We start from the raw sequence: 17,041 nt of genomic DNA on the forward strand, positions 1-17,041 counted from the left end.
CCGATCCCATAAGAGCGGTGCGGGCCGCAAAAGCCGGACAACAGACGGGGAATGATGCATGGCGCGTCGCCGCCAATCGGTAACCATCAAGCATGTCGCGGCCGATGCCGGTGTCTCGCTCCAGACCGTGAGCCGGGTCATCAACAACGAGCCCAATGTGCGTCCGGCGATGAAAGAGCGCGTGCAGGCGAGCATCGACAAGCTCGGCTACGTCCCCTCGATCGCCGCCCAGCGGATGAGTGGATCGCGGTCCTACCTGATCCTCGCCCTGAACGATCGCGAACGCACGATCGCGGAATGGACCGCACGCGAAGGCGGCGACTGGGTCGACCAGATGCTTCTGGGCGGAATGCTCAAGGCCGCCGAGCACGGCTATCGCATGTTGATCGAGCTGGTCGACACGCATGACGACCATATCGAACGCGAACTCGGCGCGGCGCTTTCCGCCCTCCACCCCGACGGGGTGGTGCTGACCCCGCCGCACTCGGAAAATCCGCAGATCATCGGCCTGCTCGCCGAACACGGGATCCGCTTTGCCCGGATCGGATCGAAGGCCGACGGACCGGGCATCGCCTTGACGATGGACGACGAAGGCTCCGCCGCCGACGCCACCCGCCATCTGGTCGAACTCGGCCACAAACGGATCGGCTTCATCGCCGGGCCGGAGGAATACAGTCTTTCCGACTGGCGCATCGATGGCTGGCGCGCAGCGATGGACGAAGCGGGCCTGCCCACCGACGGCCTCTGCCGCCGCGGCGATTTCGGCTATGACAGCGGCGTGCGCGCCGCGCGCGAATTGCTCGCCCTGGATCGGCGCCCGACCGCGATCATCGCCTCGAGCGACCACATGACCCTCGCCACGCTCGAAACCGCGCGCGAAAGCGGGCTCGACGTGCCGCGCGATCTCTCGCTCATCAGTTTCGACAACACGCCTATCGTGCGCTTCACCAATCCACGCCTGACCGCGATCGACCAGCCCATCGCTGCGACCATCGCCCGCGCGGTCGAATTGCTGATTGACCGCGACGCCGAGCCACCCGCTCAGCCTGTGACGATTTCGGGTGAGCTGCGTATCCGCCAATCGACCGCCGCGCCCCTTTCCGATGACTGAGACCTCCGGCGATCTGGATCGCCAATCGCTGCGATTCCTGTGGCTATACGCGCTTGCGAGCGCCGGCGGGGCGGTGGCCTATGTGCCTTTTCTCACGATCCTGTTGCCGGTCCGGATGAGCGAGCTTTCGGGCGGGGACGATGTCGCCCCCCTCGCCTACGCCGCATTTGCCGGCGCGGTGATTGCCAGCCTCGCGAATATCGCGTTCGGCTGGCTGTCCGACCGCAGCGGCAACCGCAAGGCGTGGATCGCGACCGGCCTCGTCCTGTGCTCGCTCCTGCTCGTCTCGGTGCAGGCGACCCACTCGCTGGCCGAACTGATCGGCGTGATCGTGGTGTGGCAATTGGCGCTCAACTTGATGCTGGCCCCGCTGGCGGCGTGGGCGGGCGACATGGTGCCCGACCGGCAGAAGGGCCTGCTGGGCGGTTTGCTGGCCTTCTCGCCGGCGGCGGGCGCGGCAGCGGGCGCGCTGGTGACCTGGCCGGGCCTGGCCGGAGCCGACACACGGTTGGAGCTGGTCGCCTTGCTGACGATCGCGATGGTCCTGCCGGTGCTGGTCACGGGCTATGACCGACCGATGCCGCATCTGATGACGCGATCGAGCGAACTCTCCGACGCACCGCGTCCTTCGCGCGGTTTGATCGGACGGATGTGGATCGCGCGCCTGCTGGTGCAGATCTCCGAAGCGGCGCTGTTCGCCTATCTGCTGTACTGGTTCCGCTCGATCGATCCGAGCGTGACCGACAGCGACACCGCACGCGTGTTCAGCATCGTGCTCGTCGCCGCGGTACCGTTGTCGCTGCTGACCGGTCGGTGGTCCGATCGCACCGATCGCCCGATCCTGCCGCTGGCGAGCGCTGCTGGCCTGTCGGCCATCGGCCTGCTCGTGATGGCGCTGTCGGATACGCTAGCGCTGGCGATGACGGGCTATGTTCTGTTCGGACTGGTCGCGGCGGTCTTCCTGGCGCTGCATTCGGCCCAGACGCTGCGGGTTCTGCCCCGGCCAGAGACACGCGGACGCGATCTGGGCCTGTTCAACCTTACCAACACCACGCCGTCGCTCATCATGCCGCTGTTGACGCTGGGGCTGGTGCCGGGATTCGGTTTCGACGGGCTGTGGCTGGTGCTTGCGGGGCTCGCGCTGATGGCCTGCCTGCTGCTGGCAACGGCACGCCGCGCGGCCTGACACAAACCCATTGCTGGGCGCTTGATTTCGCCGCGCCACCGTGCCAATCCTCCCGCTTGGGAACGTTCTCATAAAGAGAACACGGAGAGGAATTCTTACATGCTCGATCGTCTGCTTCTGTCCGGAGCGTGTCTCGCGCTTGCCGCCTGCGCGGCACAGCCTGCCGGGATCGCCAGTCCGGCGGACACTACCACCGCCACCATGTCCGAAGACGCGCGGATCGCCGATCTCGTCTCGCGGATGACGCTGGAGCGCAAGATCGGGCAACTGATCCAGCCGCAGATCAATTCGTTTACCGCAGAGGATATGGAGCGCTATCGCTTCGGCAGCTACCTCAATGGCGGCAATGGCGGCCCCTACGGCGATGAATTCGCTCCGGCTTCGGAATGGCTGAAACTGGCCGACGAAATGTGGGAAGCCTCGGTCAAGCCGCTGCCGAACGGCGAACCGGCGATCCCGACCATGTGGGGCACCGATGCCGTGCACGGCCACACCAATGTGATCGGCGCGACGATCTTTCCGCACAATATCGGCCTGGGCGCGACCCGCGACGCCGATCTCGTGCGCCGGATCGGCGCCGCAACGGCAGCGGAAATCCGCGCCACCGGGATCGAGTGGAATTTCTCCCCCACCGTCGCCGTCGCACGCGACGACCGCTGGGGGCGCACCTATGAAAGCTATTCCGAAGACCCGCAGATCGTCGCCCGGATGGGCGCCGCGCTGGTCGAAGGCCTGCAGGGCCGCCAGGGCTCGGCCGAATTCCTCGACGGCAACCATGTGGTCGCCACCGCCAAGCACTTCTTCGGCGATGGCGGGACCGAACGCGGCGTCGACCAGGGCGACGTCAACGGCGACATCGAAGAGCTGAAGGCGATCCACGCCGTACCCTATCCCGCCGCGATCGCAGCCGGGGTGCAGACCATCATGGCGAGCTTCAACTCGATCAACGGGCGCAAGATGCACGGCAACGAAGCGTTGCTCACCGGCGTGCTGCGCGGCGAACTGGGCTTCGAAGGCCTGGTGGTGGGTGACTGGAACGGCCACGGCCAGATCCAGGGCTGCACCAACGACGATTGCGCACAAGCGCTGCTTGCCGGGCTCGACATCTACATGGTGCCCGACGACTGGAAGACGCTGACCGAAACGCTGGTCGCGCAGGTCCGCGACGGAACCATCCCGATGGCGCGAGTCGACGAAGCGGTCACCCGCGTGCTGCGCGTCAAGGCGCGTGCCGGATTGCTCAATGCGCCCAAGCCGTCCGAGCGCCTGCTCGGCGGCGACTGGGGCGTGGTCGGATCGGATGCGCACCGCGCGATCGCGCGCGAAGCGGTCGCCAAGTCGCAGGTGATCTTGAAGAACAACGGCGTGCTGCCGCTGAAGCGCGGGGCCAACGTCCTCGTCGCGGGTCGTGCGGCCGACAGCATTGCGCAGGCCGCAGGCGGCTGGACGCTGACCTGGCAGGGCGGCACCGAGCTGGAGGACGACATGTTCCCCGGTGCAACCTCGATCTGGGAAGGCATCGAAGATGCGGTCGAAGGCAGCGGCGGCAAAGCCATGCGCTCGACCGACGGCAGCTATGGCGACAAGCCCGATGTCGCGATCGTCGTGTTCGGCGAGAAACCCTATGCCGAATTCGCTGGCGACCGGAAGGATCTCGCTTTCCGTGACGAGGAAGGCCTCGACCTGCTGCGCAAGTTCGACGCCGAAGGCATCCCCACGGTTGCCGTGTTCCTGTCGGGCCGTCCGCTGTGGATGAACCGCGAAATGAACGCCTCCGACGCGTTCGTCGCCAGCTGGCTGCCGGGCGGCGAAGGCATGGGCGTGGCCGATGTGCTGGCCGGCGCGAAGCCTGCCACCGGTAAGCTCGGCTTCAGCTGGCCCGCGACCTGCGAAGGCGCACCGCTCAACGGCACCGAGGGCGCGCTGTTCGCGGTCGGCTATGGCCGCGCGCTGACCGATACCAGCGCCACGCCGACCCTCGACGAGACTTGCGCCGCGCTCGAAGCGGGTGCCGGGCTCGACTGGTTCAGCTCGGGCCGGCTCGCCGATGGCGTGCGCGCCCGTGCGGGTGAAGTCGACCTCGCCAACATGATCGGCACCGCCCCGCTCGCGACCATGCGCGGGATCGATCGCAACGCGCAGGAAGACGCGCGCGAGATCACCATCGCACCGGGCGGCTATATCGAGTTCTTCGGCACCGGAGAAAACGAAGCCTATGTCATCACCTACGATGTGCCCGACCGCCCCATGGGCCGGGTGGTCATCTCCTCGGGCGGGGCGCGTTTCGATGCGACGCAGGACCTCGGCATCGCCGCGGGCAAGGGCTGGCGCGAAATGGTGCTGACCCAGGCGTGCCTGCCCGGCCTCGGCAAGACGCTGCGGATCGATTCGGAGCGCGAATTCACGCTGCGCATCCACACGATCCGCCGCGAAGACCTGCCCGAAGGGGCCGAGTGCACGTTCTGATTGCCGTTACGCAAAACGAGTAATAGGAAGCGATGCCCGCAAGCCCGGGGCTAGAACCGGGCGCGGGACAGGGAGAGGGAATTTCAATGGCACTGGCACCCGACGTAGCAAGCAGCACCGATCCGCAGCCGATCGACGAGGATGGCGCGGGCATCAACGCCCCCGGCCTGCAATATTTCGTCTTCGGCCTGTTCTTCATCTTCGGCGGGATCACCTCGCTGAACGACGTGATCATCCCGAAGCTGAAAGAGCTGTTCACGCTCAACTACACCCAGGCCATGCTGGTGCAGTTCTGCTTCTTCACCGCCTATCTGCTGATCGGCATTCCCGGCGCGAAGCTGGTCAAGAAGATCGGCTATATGCGCGGCGCGGTGGCCGGGCTTTGCCTGATGATCCTGGGCTGCCTGCTGTTCATTCCGGCTTCGCAGACCGCGACCTACGCGCTGTTCCTCGGCGCGCTGTTCATCCTCGCCAGCGGCGTGGTGATCGTGCAGGTCGTGGCCAACCCGCTGATCTCGCTGCTCGGTCCGCAAAAGACCGCGCATAGCCGCCTGACGTTCGCGCAGGCGTTCAACTCTCTCGGCACCACCATTTTCCCGATCGTCGGTGCCGCTGTGATCCTCGGCAGCCTAGCCAATGTCAGCGCCGACCAGCTGTCGGGCGCCGAACTGGCAGCCTATCGCACCGCGGAAAGCGAAGCGATCTGGCAGGGCTATCTCGGCGTGGCCGTCCTGATCGCACTGGTCGCACTGGCCGTCTGGCTGTTCCGCAACCGTTTGCCGCATGACGCTCAAAGCATGGGCGATAATGCACTGGTTTCATCAAAACGATACAATCTTGGTCTCGCGCTCGTCATTGCTGGCGCCGTGATTGCCTCTTTTGTGAGCGGATGGCTCGGCCTGCTGTTCATTCTCGCGGCGCCGGTCATATGGTTGCACGACAATGATCTCCTCAAGCGGACGCGCTTTGGATACGGAGCGCTTTGCATTTTTCTCTATGTCGGCGCCGAGGTGTCGATCGGTTCGATCATCATCAATTACCTCCTTCAGTCGGAAGTGATGGCCCAAGGCGGACCTTTCACCGCATGGCTCAACGGAACGATCACTTATATTTTCAATGACCTTTTGGGCTTCGACGTCGTCCTCGCCCCGAACGCAGTGGAATGGATGATCGGGCTCTACTGGGGCGGCGCAATGCTCGGCCGGTTCATCGGTTCGGGTCTTCTGCGCGTCTTCTCGCCGGGCAAGATCCTCGCCTTCAACGCGCTGGGAGCCATCACGCTGATCGCGATCTCGGCCAACACCACCGGCGAAGTCGCGGGCTACACGCTGCTCGCCTGTGGCTTGATGAACTCGATCATGTTCCCGACAATCTTCTCGCTGGCCTGCGAAAAGCTGGGCCCGCGCGCGGCGGACGGATCGGGCATCATCAACGTGGCGATTTTCGGCGGCGCGGTCGTGCCGCTGCTGTTCGGCGTGATCGCCGATACCAGCGGCAGCCTGGCCGTGGCGCTCACCCTGCCCGCGATCTGCTATGCCATCATTGCCGGTTTCGGATATTACGCACGTCGGCCTGCCTGAACCGTCCCGAAACCACCTCGGACCCGGGGCGGGCCTCGTGCGTAGATTGCTTGTAAGCGAAGGAGTACGATGACCGCCCCAGGCGAGACGTCCGCAAAATTGCTGCTGTTCGGCGCGACGGGTGACCTGTCGCGCCGGATGCTGCTTCCCTCCCTCTATGCCCTGCATGCCGACGGGCTGGTGCCCGACGCGTTGCAGATCATCGGCACCGCCCGCAGCGAGATGTCGGACGAGGAATTCCGCCAGATGGCGCGCGATGCGCTGGAGGAATACCTGCCCGACGACCGCAAGGATGCCGATGCGCTGGCAAGCTTTCCCGACCGGCTGAGCTACCAGGCGCTCGACGCCTCGACGATCGAGGGCTTCGACGTGCTGGCCGAAAAGGTCGGCGATACGTCGGGCGGGTTGTCGATTTTCCTCTCGACCGCGCCGTTCCTGTTCGAACCGACGATCAAAGGGCTGAAATCGGCCGGGCTGGCGGGCGACAATGTCCGCATCGGGCTCGAAAAGCCGCTCGGCAACGATCTCGCCTCGAGCCGCGAGATTAACGATGCGGTCGCCGCCGTCTTCCCCGAAGACCGTATTTTCCGCATCGACCACTATCTCGGCAAGGAGACGGTGCAGAACCTGATGGCGCTGCGCTTTGCCAACATGCTGTTCGAGCCGGTGTGGAATGCCGCCCATATCGAACACGTCCAGATCACGATCAGCGAGACCGTGGGGCTGGAAGGGCGGGCCGGTTTCTACGACGATACCGGTGCGCTGCGCGACATGGTGCAGAACCATATGCTGCAATTGCTCGCGCTGACCGCGATGGAGCCGCCCAGCGATTTCGACAGCACCGCGATCCGCGACGAAAAGGTCAAGGTGCTGCGCGCGCTGCGGCCCTTGCAGCCGGACCAGAGCGTGCGCGGCCAGTACGGCGATGGCGCGGTCGGCGGACAGTCGGTCGGCAGCTATGCGCAGGATCTCGAGGACAGCTCGAAGACCGAAACCTTCGTCGCGCTCAAGGCCCATGTCGACAATTGGCGCTGGCAGGGCGTGCCGTTCTACCTGCGCACCGGAAAGCGGCTGACCGAACGGCGCAGCGAGATCGTGGTCCAGTTCCGCTGCGTGCCGCACAATATCTTCGCCCAGCGCGGCGGACAGTTGCAGGCCAACACGCTGGTCATCCGCCTCCAGCCGGAAGAATATGTCCGCCTGCTCGTGATGGCCAAGGAGCCGGGACTCGACGGCGAAAAGGTAACCTTGCGCGAAGTCCCGCTCGACCTTTCCCTGAGCCAGGCCTTCGCCGGCAAACGCCGCCGCATCGCCTATGAACGCCTTCTGCTCGACCTCATCGAAGGCGACCAGACGCTGTTCGTCCGCCGCGACGAGGTCGAGGCGCAGTGGCAATGGATCGATGCGATCCGCGCCGGTTGGGCCGAAAGCGGCGAAGCCCCCAAATCCTACCCGGCAGGCAGCTGGGGGCCGAGCGCAGCCATCGCCCTGACCGAACGCGACGGGGTGAGCTGGAATGAGTGAGATCGAACGCCGCCGCTTCCACGAAAAGGACGAGCTGAACGAGGCGCTAGCCGCAGAAATCCGCGCCGCGATCGCCACCGGCATCGATCAGCGCGGCCATGCCCTGCTCGCGCTGAGTGGCGGGAGCAGCCCGTTCCCGATCTATCGCAGCCTCGCCGAGGAGGATCTCGGCTGGGCCGACGTCACGATCATCCCGGTCGACGAGCGGCTGGTGCCGGAAAGCGACAAGCTTTCCAACACCGCAAAATTGCGCGACGTGTTCGAACCGGCGGGCGCGCGCGTGATCGGCCTGTTTCCCGATCCCGAAGAAGACCCGCTGCCCCCGCCCGCGCTCGAAGTGGTCGATCTGCCGGCAGACCTGCTGTGGCTCGGCATGGGCGGCGACGGGCATTTCGCGAGCGTCTTTCCCGGCCCCGATTACGATACCGCCTTCGCGACCGAAGACGACACGCTGTTCGTCAATCCCTATCCGCTGCCGCCCGAAGCGCCGGTTGGAAGGGTGACCATTTCGCCGCACGCGATCGCCCGTTCGCGCCGCCTGATCCTCGTGATCTCGGGCCGCGACAAGCTCGCGGTGTTCGACCGCGCGCTCGCCGAAGGTGTCGCTTCGCCCTACCCCATGGGTCGTTTCCTCGAGGAGACGCAGCCCAATCTGACCGTTTACGAGGGCCTTTGATGCCACTTCATCCGACCATCGCCAAAGTCACCGACCGTATCTTCGAGAAAAGCCGCGAGGGTCGTGCGCGCTATCTCGACCTGATCGACCGGATGGGCGAACAAGGTCCGCAGCGCTCGGCGCTGTCGTGCGGCAATCTTGCCCATGCCTTCGCCGCCAGTGGCGAGGACAAGGCCTCGATCCGCGACGCGCAGGCATCGAATATCGCGATCGTCACCGCCTATAACGACATGCTCTCAGCGCACGCGCCCTATTATCGCTATCCGGAAAAGATCAAATTGTTCGCCCGCGAAGTCGGCGCGACGGCGCAGGTTGCGGGCGGCGTCCCGGCGATGTGCGACGGGGTGACGCAGGGTCAGGACGGGATGGAATTGTCGCTGTTCAGCCGCGACACCATCGCGATGTCGACCACCATCGCTTTGAGCCATGCGATGTACGAAGGCGCGCTGATGCTCGGCATCTGCGACAAGATCGTGCCCGGCCTGCTGATAGCCGGGCTGCGCGCGGGCCATCTGCCGACCATCTTCGTCCCCGCCGGGCCGATGCCCTCGGGCCTCGCCAACAAGGAAAAGCAGCGCGTTCGCCAGCTCTATGCCGAAGGCAAGGCGAGCGAGGCCGAATTGCTCGAAGCCGAAAGCGCGAGCTATCACGGCGAAGGCACCTGCACATTCTACGGCACCGCCAATTCCAACCAGATGATGATGGAGGTCATGGGCCTCCACGTGCCCGGCGCGGCCTTCCCCAATCCGGGCACCAAGATCCGCCAGTCGCTGACCCGAGCGGCCGCGCATCGCGTGGCCGGCATCGGCCGTGACGGGGGCGATTATCGCCCGCTCGGCCGCTGCGTCGATGAAAAGGCGATCGTAAACGCGATCATCGGCCTGCTCGCAACGGGGGGGTCGACCAATCACATGATCCACATCCCAGCGATCGCGCGCGCGGCCGGGATCATTGTCGACTGGACCGATTTTGCCGAATTGTCCGACGCGATACCGCTGGTCGCGCGCGTCTATCCCAACGGATCGGGCGATGTGAACCACTTCCAGGCGGCAGGCGGCATGGGTTTCGTGATCCGCGAACTGCTCGCCGAAGGGCTGCTGCACAAGGACGTCATGACGGTCTGGCATTCGGACCTCGAAGCCTATGGCGAAACCCCTGCGCTCGAAGACGATACGCTGGTGTGGAATCCTGCTCCCGAAACAAGTAGCGACGACAATATGCTGCGCCCGCCGGCCACAGCATTTTCGCCGCATGGCGGGCTTGCGCTGCTCGAAGGCAATCTCGGTCGCGCGGTGATGAAGACCAGTGCGGTCGACGAAAGCCGCCACACGATCGAAGCCCCGGCGCGGATCTTCCACACGCAGGAAGCGGTGCAGGCCGCGTTCAAGGCGGGCGAGCTCGATCGCGATGTCGTGGTCGTCGTCCGCTTCCAGGGGCCGCGCGCCAACGGCATGCCCGAATTGCACAAGCTGACCCCGCCGCTGGGCGTGATCCAGGATCGCGGCTTCAAGGTCGCCCTCGTCACCGACGGGCGCATGTCGGGCGCGAGCGGCAAGGTGCCCGCGGCGATCCATCTGTCACCCGAAGCGCTGGGCGGTGGCCCGATCGGCAGGCTGCGCGACGGCGACGTCGTGCGCGTCTGCGCGAAGACCGGCACGCTCGAGGCGATGGTGGATGCCGAGGAGTGGGAGGCGCGCACCATCCCCGATGGCCCGCCTGCCGAGCCCGGATTGGGCCGCGAACTTTTTGCGCTGATGCGCCACCATGCCGACGAAGCCGAACGCGGCGGATCGGCGATGCTGTTCGAGGCAGGACTATGAGCGACACCACCCGCATCGTCACCGCCGATATCGGCGGTACCCACGCCCGCTTCGCGATCGCCGAACTCGCCGATGGCAAGGTCGTTTCGCTGGGCGAACCGACCAAGCTGGTCTGCGCCGATCATGCAAGTTTCCAGACCGCGTGGGAGGCCTATGGCGAGACGCTCGACCAGCCTCTGCCGCGCGCCGCCAGCATCGCGATCGCCGCTCCGATTGCGGGCGACCTCATAAAACTGACCAACAATCCCTGGGTCGTGCGACCGCCGCTGATCAACAAGAAGCTGGGGCTCGATCGTCACATGCTGATGAACGATTTCGCCGCTGTTGCGCACGCGGTGGATGGCGTCGGCTCCGAACATCTGACCCATGTCACCGGCCCCGAAGCCCCGCGTCCGGATGACGGCATCGTCTCCGTGATCGGCCCCGGCACCGGGCTTGGCGTGGCGATCCTCGCGCGGATCGGTGGGCGCGGGCACGTGTTCGCAACCGAAGGCGGCCATTCGGACTACGCTCCGCTCGACCGGATCGAGGACCAATTGCTCGAACGCCTGCGCGACAAGCACACCCGCGTCTCGGTCGAGCGCGTGGTCGCGGGGCCCGGCCTGCGGACGATCTTCGAAACGATGGCCGAAATCGAAGGCCGCCCCATGCCGGCCGGCGACGACAAGGCGCTGTGGACCATGGCGCTGAACGGTGAAGGCAGCCTGGCCGAAGCCGCGCTCGATCGCTTCTGCCAATGCCTCGGCGCGGTGGCGGGCGACATCGCGCTCACCCACGGGCCCGGACCGGTGGTGCTGGCAGGCGGACTTGGTCTGCGGCTCGCCAAGGTCCTGCCGCAATCGGGGTTTGCCGAGCGCTTTGCCGCCAAGGGCCGCTATCGCAAGCTGATGGAAGCGCAGACGGTCAGCATCATCACCCATCCGGAACCGGGCCTGTTCGGCGCGGCAGCGGCTTTTGCCAAGGAACACACATGAGCACCATTGCAGACATCATGCGTACCGCCCCGGTCATCCCGGTGCTGGTGGTCGAGGACGTCGCCGAAGCGGTGCCACTGGCCAAAGCATTGGTGGCGGGCGGATTGCGCGTGCTCGAAGTGACGCTGCGCACCGATGCCGCACTCGATGCGATTCGCGCCATGAAGAAGGTCGATGGAGCGATCGTGGGCGCCGGCACGGTGATCGACCCAGACGGGCTCGACGCCGCGATCGATGCGGGCAGCGAATTCATCGTCTCGCCCGGATTGACCGAACGGCTGGGCCGCGCCGCGATCGACCGCGGCATTCCGTTCCTGCCCGGGATCGCGAATGCGGGCGACCTAATGCGCGGTCTCGATCTGGGTCTCACGCATTTCAAATTCTTCCCGGCCGAAGCCGCGGGCGGGATCACGGCGCTGAAATCGCTCGCGGGTCCGTTCGGCCAGTGCCGTTTCTGCCCCACCGGCGGAATCGGGGCGGATACCGCGCCAGACTGGCTGGCGCTCGATCCGGTGCTCTGCGTCGGCGGAAGCTGGGTCGCGCCCAAGGGCGCCGCGCCAGAGGAAATCGAGGCGCTGGCCCGCGCCGCCGCCGCGCTGGGCTGAGCCCCGAGTCATAAATCTGTCATTCGTGGCCGCCAATCGGTAGGCTGTGAACGAAGTGACCCCCCTCCACCCCGCCGCGCCCTCGTCCGACGAAGATGGCTCCACCTTCGAAGACGAGCATTTCTTCAATCGCGAGCTGAGCTGGCTGACCTTCAACCGCCGGGTCCTCGCCGAAGCGCGCAATCGCGATTTCCCGCTGCTCGAGCGGCTGCGGTTCCTCTCGATCTCGGGCAGCAATCTCGACGAATTCATCATGGTCCGCGTGGCCGGCCTGATGGGGCAGGCCAAGCGCGGGATCGACGAATTGTCGCTCGACGGGATGACCCCGGGCCAGCAGCTCGACAAGATCAACGACGAGCTCGAGCGGATCGAGCGCGAGCAGGACGCGGTGTGGGACGAGTTGCGCGCCGAACTGACCGAGGCCGGGATCGAGGTGATCGACGGGGACGATGTCGACAAGACCACCGCCAAGTGGCTCGAACGCTATTTCACCGACGATATCCTGCCCGTGCTCACGCCGCAGGCGGTCGACCCGGCGCACCCCTTCCCCTTCGTCGCCAATCTCGGGCTGGTTCTGCTGTTCAACCTGAAACGCAAGGGCGACAGCGTCCCCTTGATCGAGATGGTGCTGCTCCCGCCCAACCTGCCGCGCTTCATCCGCATTCCGGGCGATCATGCGCAGTATATCAGCCTGGAAAACATGATCCGGCGCCATGCGCATATCCTGTTCCCCGGCTTCAAGCTGCGCGGCGACGGTCTGTTTCGCGTGATCCGCGACAGCGACATCGAGGTCGAGGAAGAGTCGGAAGACCTGGTGCGCTATTTCCGCAGCGCGATCCAGCGGCGGCGGCGCGGCGATGTCGTCCACCTCGAAATCGAGGACGGCTGCGATAACGAAGCCGAGAGCCTGCTGCACGAGCAGCTCTATCTCGCCCAGGCGACGGTCGACCAGAAGGGCGGCCTGATCGGCTATGCGGCCCTTTCCGAGATCGTCGACGAGGACCGGCCCGACCTCAAATTCGAACCCTACAGCCCGCGCTATCCCGAACGGATCGCCGAGCATGACGGCGACGCCTTCTCCGCGATCCGCGAGAAGGACATCGTGATCCACCACCCCTATGAGAGTTTCGAGGTGGTGGTCGATTTCCTTTGGCAGGCGGCGCGCGACCCCGATGTGGTGGCGATCAAGCAGACGCTTTACCGCGCGGGCACCCAGTCTCCGGTGATCGCGGCGCTGATCGCGGCGGCCGAAGCGGGCAAATCGGTCACCGCGGTGGTCGAGCTGAAAGCACGCTTCGACGAGGAACAGAACATCCATTGGGCCAGCGAGCTCGAACGCTCGGGCGTGCAGGTGATCTACGGCTTCGTCGACTGGAAAACCCACGCCAAGGTCTCGATGGTGGTGCGGCGCGAGGGCGAGGGCTTTCGCACCTACTGCCATTTCGGCACCGGCAATTACCATCCGACCAACGCCAAGGTGTACACCGACCTCAGCTATTTCACCGCCGAACCGGCGATGGGTCGCGATGCAGCCAGGCTGTTCAATTTCGTCACCGGCTATGTCGAGCCCGAAGACCTCGAGCGCCTCTCGATATCCCCCACAGGCCTGCGCCGCACGGTCTACGATTTGATCGACGCCGAGATTGCCAACGCCGAGGAAGGCAAACCAGCCGCGATCTGGGGCAAGATGAACGCGCTGGCCGATCGCAAGATGATCGAGAAGCTCTATCAGGCGAGCCAGGCGGGCGTGCGGATCAGCCTGGTGGTGCGCGGGATCTGCTGCCTGCGTCCAGAAGTGCCGGGCCTGTCGGACAACATTACCGTCAAATCGGTGATCGGGCGTTTCCTCGAACATTCGCGCATCTACGCCTTCGCCAATGGCGAGATGATGCCGGGCAAGAAATCGCTGGTCTACCTGTCCTCGGCCGACTGGATGAGCCGCAATCTCGATCGCCGGGTCGAAACCCTCGTCCCGCTCACCACCAAGACGGTCCACAATCAGGTGCTCTATCAGGTGATGCTGGCCAATCTGCTTGATACCGAGCGGAGCTGGCGATTGCTGCCCGACGGCACTTATGAGCGGATGCACAGCGAGGCCAACAGCTTCAATCTGCACAGTTACTTCATGGAAAACCCCTCGCTGTCCGGTCGCGGCGGGGCCTTGCGCAAGAACGAAGACGTGCCGCGCCTGTCGCTGCGGCGGGAGAGCACATCATGAGCCTGAGACGCCCCCCTTCCGCTCCGCCGCGCGCGGTCGTCGATATCGGGTCGAACACCGTGCGCATGGTCGTGTACGGCAATCCGGCGCGCGCGCCCGAAGTGCTGCACAACGAAAAGACCGTCGCCCGGCTCGGCCGCGATCTGTCGACCACCGGGCTGATCCCCGACGAGGCCGCCGAGAGCGCGCTGGTGCATTTGCGCCGCTACGCCCGGCTGGCCGAGGAATTGCGGATCGTCGATATCGAGACGGTCGCCACGGCAGCGGTGCGCGATGCGGAGAATGGCGATGCGTTTCTCGCCAAGGTGCGCGAGCTTGGCTTCACCCCGCGCCTGCTGAGCGGCAAGGAAGAAGCGCGCGCCAGTGCGGCAGGCGTCGCGGGTGCGTTCCCCGACGCGAACGGGATCGTCGCCGATCTGGGTGGCGGCAGTCTCGAGCTGGTCGAGATCGAAGCCGGGGTGCCCGAAGGCGGCACCACACTGCCACTCGGCACGCTGCGGCTGGGCCAATTGCCCGACGGTGCGGATCGTCATCGTGCGATCGCCGAGATCGTGGGCGATGCATCGTTCGCACCCCAGCCGGGCGGCACGCTTTACCTCGTCGGCGGCACCTTGCGCGCGCTCGGACAGCTGATGATGGCCGATCAGGGCAAACCGCTCGAAGACCCGCATGGCTTCACCATTCCCGCCGAGTCGGCTCGCGAAATCGCCGGACGGATTGCGTCGCGCGAGTCGGGCGACTTTCCCGGCATCGATACGATTTCATCCTCGCGTGTACCGCTGGTCGGTGATGCAGCAACCCTGCTCGACGTGCTGATCGAGGCCTATCGTCACGAGCGGCTTGTGTTCTCCGCCTGGGGCCTGCGAGAAGGACTGCTGATGCAGCGTCTCTCCCCGCACAAGGCAAAGCAGGATCCGCTGATCTCGGGCGTCACCGATTTCGTCGCACGGTATGGCGTCGACGCACAGACCGGGGCGATGATCGCAGGCTGGATTTCGCAGCTTCCCGGCCCGCGCCGCGAAGGCAATGAACGCCTGCGCCTCGTCGCCGCTCTGCTCGCACTCGCGACCCAGCGAATCGAACCCAATCTGCGTCGGCGCCATGCATTCGACTGGGTGATGCACAAGCGCTGGATCGGCCTCGCGCCCCTCGAACGCGCGAAAATCGCCGCGGCGTTGCTCGCGCAGACCGGCCGCTCCAAAATGCCCAAGGAACTCGACACGCTCGCCGATGCGGACGAGCTGGCCGAAGGCGTCGCCTGGGGCTTGGCTATCCGGCTGTTGCGCCGCCTTGCCAGCGCCTCGCTGACCTCGCTCGCGGGAACGACGCTCGAAGTCACCGACGACGAGGTTTCGCTGACCCTCGTCAATGGCGCCAGCGCACTGTGCAGTCCGGGCACCGAGGAGGATTTGTCCGCCCTCGCCGCGCACCTCGATCGCACGCCAGTGATCAACGGCCGCGCCATCGGCGATCATCGTTAAAGCCTTATTCAGCGCCTTCGGGCGAGGTTCGACAAGGGAATCGTGAAAAATCGGAACCTGCGCCATTCGGGCGAAGGAAAATTGTCACGCGCGCGTCATATGATATGGTCATGCGCGTCGGGACTGGAGGGTTTACGCGACATGGGATTCGCGCCGCTACATATCGGGCAGAGCAATCGGTCGCGGGGCATCTTGCGCGGAGCCGCGCTGCTGTGCGCGCTGCTGGCGAGTCCCGCTGCCGCCGACGTGCTCGAGATCGGCAGCGAAGGCCATGCCTGGAAAGCGGGCGGCCCGGTGCAGACCGGCGAATACGCCCCGCCGCCCGGCATCCCGGAAGAACAGTTCGAGGCGGTGCTCGACCAGGTGCCCTACACGGTGCCCGAATATTACCGCGCCCATGTCGCCGGGCTGGCGATCAAGTACCAACTCGCCCCGGCGCTGATTGATGCGCTGGTGTGGCAGGAAAGCCGCTGGCGGCATGATGCGATCTCGCCCGTCGGCGCGCGCGGCCTTGCCCAGCTGATGCCTTATACTGCGCGCGAAATGGGGGTCGACATCAACGACCCGATGCAGAATCTCGAGGGCGGTGCGCGGTATCTGCGGATCCAGCTCAATCGTTTCGAAGGCAATCTCTCGCTCGCTCTGGCCGCCTACAATTGCGGGCCTGAACGCGTTGCGCGGATCAACGGCATTCCCGCAATTCGCGAGACTCAATTGTATGTTTCGTCCATAATGGGACGCCTTGCCGCCCAATCCCGGAGTTGAGATACACGTGAAAATCTCCCGCATTTCCGCCGCGCTCGCAGCGCTCCTGTTCCCCACCGCCGCGTTCGCGCAGGATCCCGCCGGTTCGGGTCCGATCGTCGGCGCGCTGAGCTGGATGCAGGGCACGCTACTCGGCACGGTGGCGACCACAGTTGCGGTGATCGCCGTCGCCGCGGTCGGCTTCATGATGCTGACGGGCCGGATGAACTGGCGTTTCGGCGCGACGGTGATCCTGGGCACCTTCATCCTGTTCGGTGCGGCCTCGATCGTCGGCGGCATTCAGGCTGCGGCGGGCGGCTGATCTTATGACCGACCTCGTCCGCTCTCCCGTCCATCGCGCGCTCACGCGGCCGCAGATGTTCATGGGCGTGACGTTCAATTATTTCATCATCAACGCGGTCGTAACGCTCGAGGCGTTCCTCATCACCAAGAGCGCGTGGGTGATCCTGGTCGCGGTGGTGATGCACGTGATCGGCTATTTCGCCTGCCTGCGCGAACCGCGCGTGTTCGACCTGTGGCTGACCAAGGTGAGCAAGTGCCCGCGGGTCAAGAACTGGAAGCGCTGGGGCTGCAACAGCTACGCCCCCTGACAATGCGTCCCCTGACAATATGCCTGTGGGCGTTCGGAGTGTTTC

At 65.4% G+C, this 17,041-nt stretch carries 14 protein-coding genes; all 14 read left to right on the top strand.

Features of this window, described 5'->3' with window-relative positions:
- Positions 1-58: 58 nt before the first annotated feature.
- Positions 59-1,111, top strand: coding sequence for a LacI family DNA-binding transcriptional regulator (locus tag GRI68_RS08975; protein WP_160616938.1), 1,053 nt, complete (start codon positions 59-61; stop codon positions 1,109-1,111).
- Positions 1,104-2,297, top strand: a complete 1,194-nt coding sequence (locus GRI68_RS08980; protein WP_160616939.1) for an MFS transporter — start codon at positions 1,104-1,106, stop codon at positions 2,295-2,297. The genes GRI68_RS08975 and GRI68_RS08980 overlap by 8 nt, the downstream gene beginning before the upstream one ends.
- Before the next feature lie 99 nt (positions 2,298-2,396).
- Complete coding sequence (locus GRI68_RS08985; RefSeq protein ID WP_160616940.1) at positions 2,397-4,763, top strand: glycoside hydrolase family 3 protein; 2,367 nt, start codon at positions 2,397-2,399, stop codon at positions 4,761-4,763.
- 86 nt (positions 4,764-4,849) lie between these two features.
- Entirely contained in the window at positions 4,850-6,343 is a 1,494-nt protein-coding gene (locus GRI68_RS08990; RefSeq protein ID WP_160616941.1) for a sugar MFS transporter, read from the top strand.
- Between the two features lie 69 nt (positions 6,344-6,412).
- Complete coding sequence (zwf, locus tag GRI68_RS08995; RefSeq protein ID WP_160616942.1) at positions 6,413-7,867, top strand: glucose-6-phosphate dehydrogenase; 1,455 nt, start codon at positions 6,413-6,415, stop codon at positions 7,865-7,867.
- A complete protein-coding gene (locus GRI68_RS09000) occupies positions 7,860-8,543 on the top strand; it encodes a 6-phosphogluconolactonase (protein ID WP_160616943.1) in 684 nt (227 codons plus the stop codon). The genes zwf and GRI68_RS09000 overlap by 8 nt, the downstream gene beginning before the upstream one ends.
- A complete protein-coding gene (gene edd / locus GRI68_RS09005; RefSeq protein WP_160616944.1) occupies positions 8,540-10,363 on the top strand; it encodes a phosphogluconate dehydratase in 1,824 nt (607 codons plus the stop codon). Before GRI68_RS09000 ends, edd begins: the two co-directional genes overlap by 4 nt.
- Positions 10,360-11,337: a glucokinase gene (gene glk / locus GRI68_RS09010; RefSeq protein WP_160616945.1), complete on the top strand. Its 978-nt coding sequence runs from the start codon at positions 10,360-10,362 to the stop codon at positions 11,335-11,337. The genes edd and glk overlap by 4 nt, the downstream gene beginning before the upstream one ends.
- Positions 11,334-11,942, top strand: coding sequence for a bifunctional 4-hydroxy-2-oxoglutarate aldolase/2-dehydro-3-deoxy-phosphogluconate aldolase (eda, locus tag GRI68_RS09015; RefSeq protein WP_160616946.1), 609 nt, complete (start codon positions 11,334-11,336; stop codon positions 11,940-11,942). Before glk ends, eda begins: the two co-directional genes overlap by 4 nt.
- Before the next feature lie 55 nt (positions 11,943-11,997).
- Positions 11,998-14,160, top strand: a complete 2,163-nt coding sequence (locus tag GRI68_RS09020) for an RNA degradosome polyphosphate kinase (protein WP_325063788.1) — start codon at positions 11,998-12,000, stop codon at positions 14,158-14,160.
- Positions 14,157-15,641: a Ppx/GppA family phosphatase gene (locus tag GRI68_RS09025; protein WP_160616948.1), complete on the top strand. Its 1,485-nt coding sequence runs from the start codon at positions 14,157-14,159 to the stop codon at positions 15,639-15,641. Before GRI68_RS09020 ends, GRI68_RS09025 begins: the two co-directional genes overlap by 4 nt.
- A 141-nt stretch (positions 15,642-15,782) precedes the next feature.
- Positions 15,783-16,406: a lytic transglycosylase domain-containing protein gene (locus GRI68_RS09030; RefSeq protein ID WP_160616949.1), complete on the top strand. Its 624-nt coding sequence runs from the start codon at positions 15,783-15,785 to the stop codon at positions 16,404-16,406.
- Positions 16,407-16,419: 13 nt separating this feature from the next.
- A complete protein-coding gene (locus GRI68_RS09035) occupies positions 16,420-16,707 on the top strand; it encodes a TrbC/VirB2 family protein (protein ID WP_407643365.1) in 288 nt (95 codons plus the stop codon).
- 4 nt (positions 16,708-16,711) lie between these two features.
- Complete coding sequence (locus GRI68_RS09040; RefSeq protein WP_160616951.1) at positions 16,712-16,996, top strand: type IV secretion system protein VirB3; 285 nt, start codon at positions 16,712-16,714, stop codon at positions 16,994-16,996.
- Positions 16,997-17,041 lie beyond the last annotated feature (45 nt).

The sequence above is a fragment of the Alteriqipengyuania halimionae genome, assembly GCF_009827575.1.
GTDB lineage: Bacteria > Pseudomonadota > Alphaproteobacteria > Sphingomonadales > Sphingomonadaceae > Alteriqipengyuania_A > Alteriqipengyuania_A halimionae.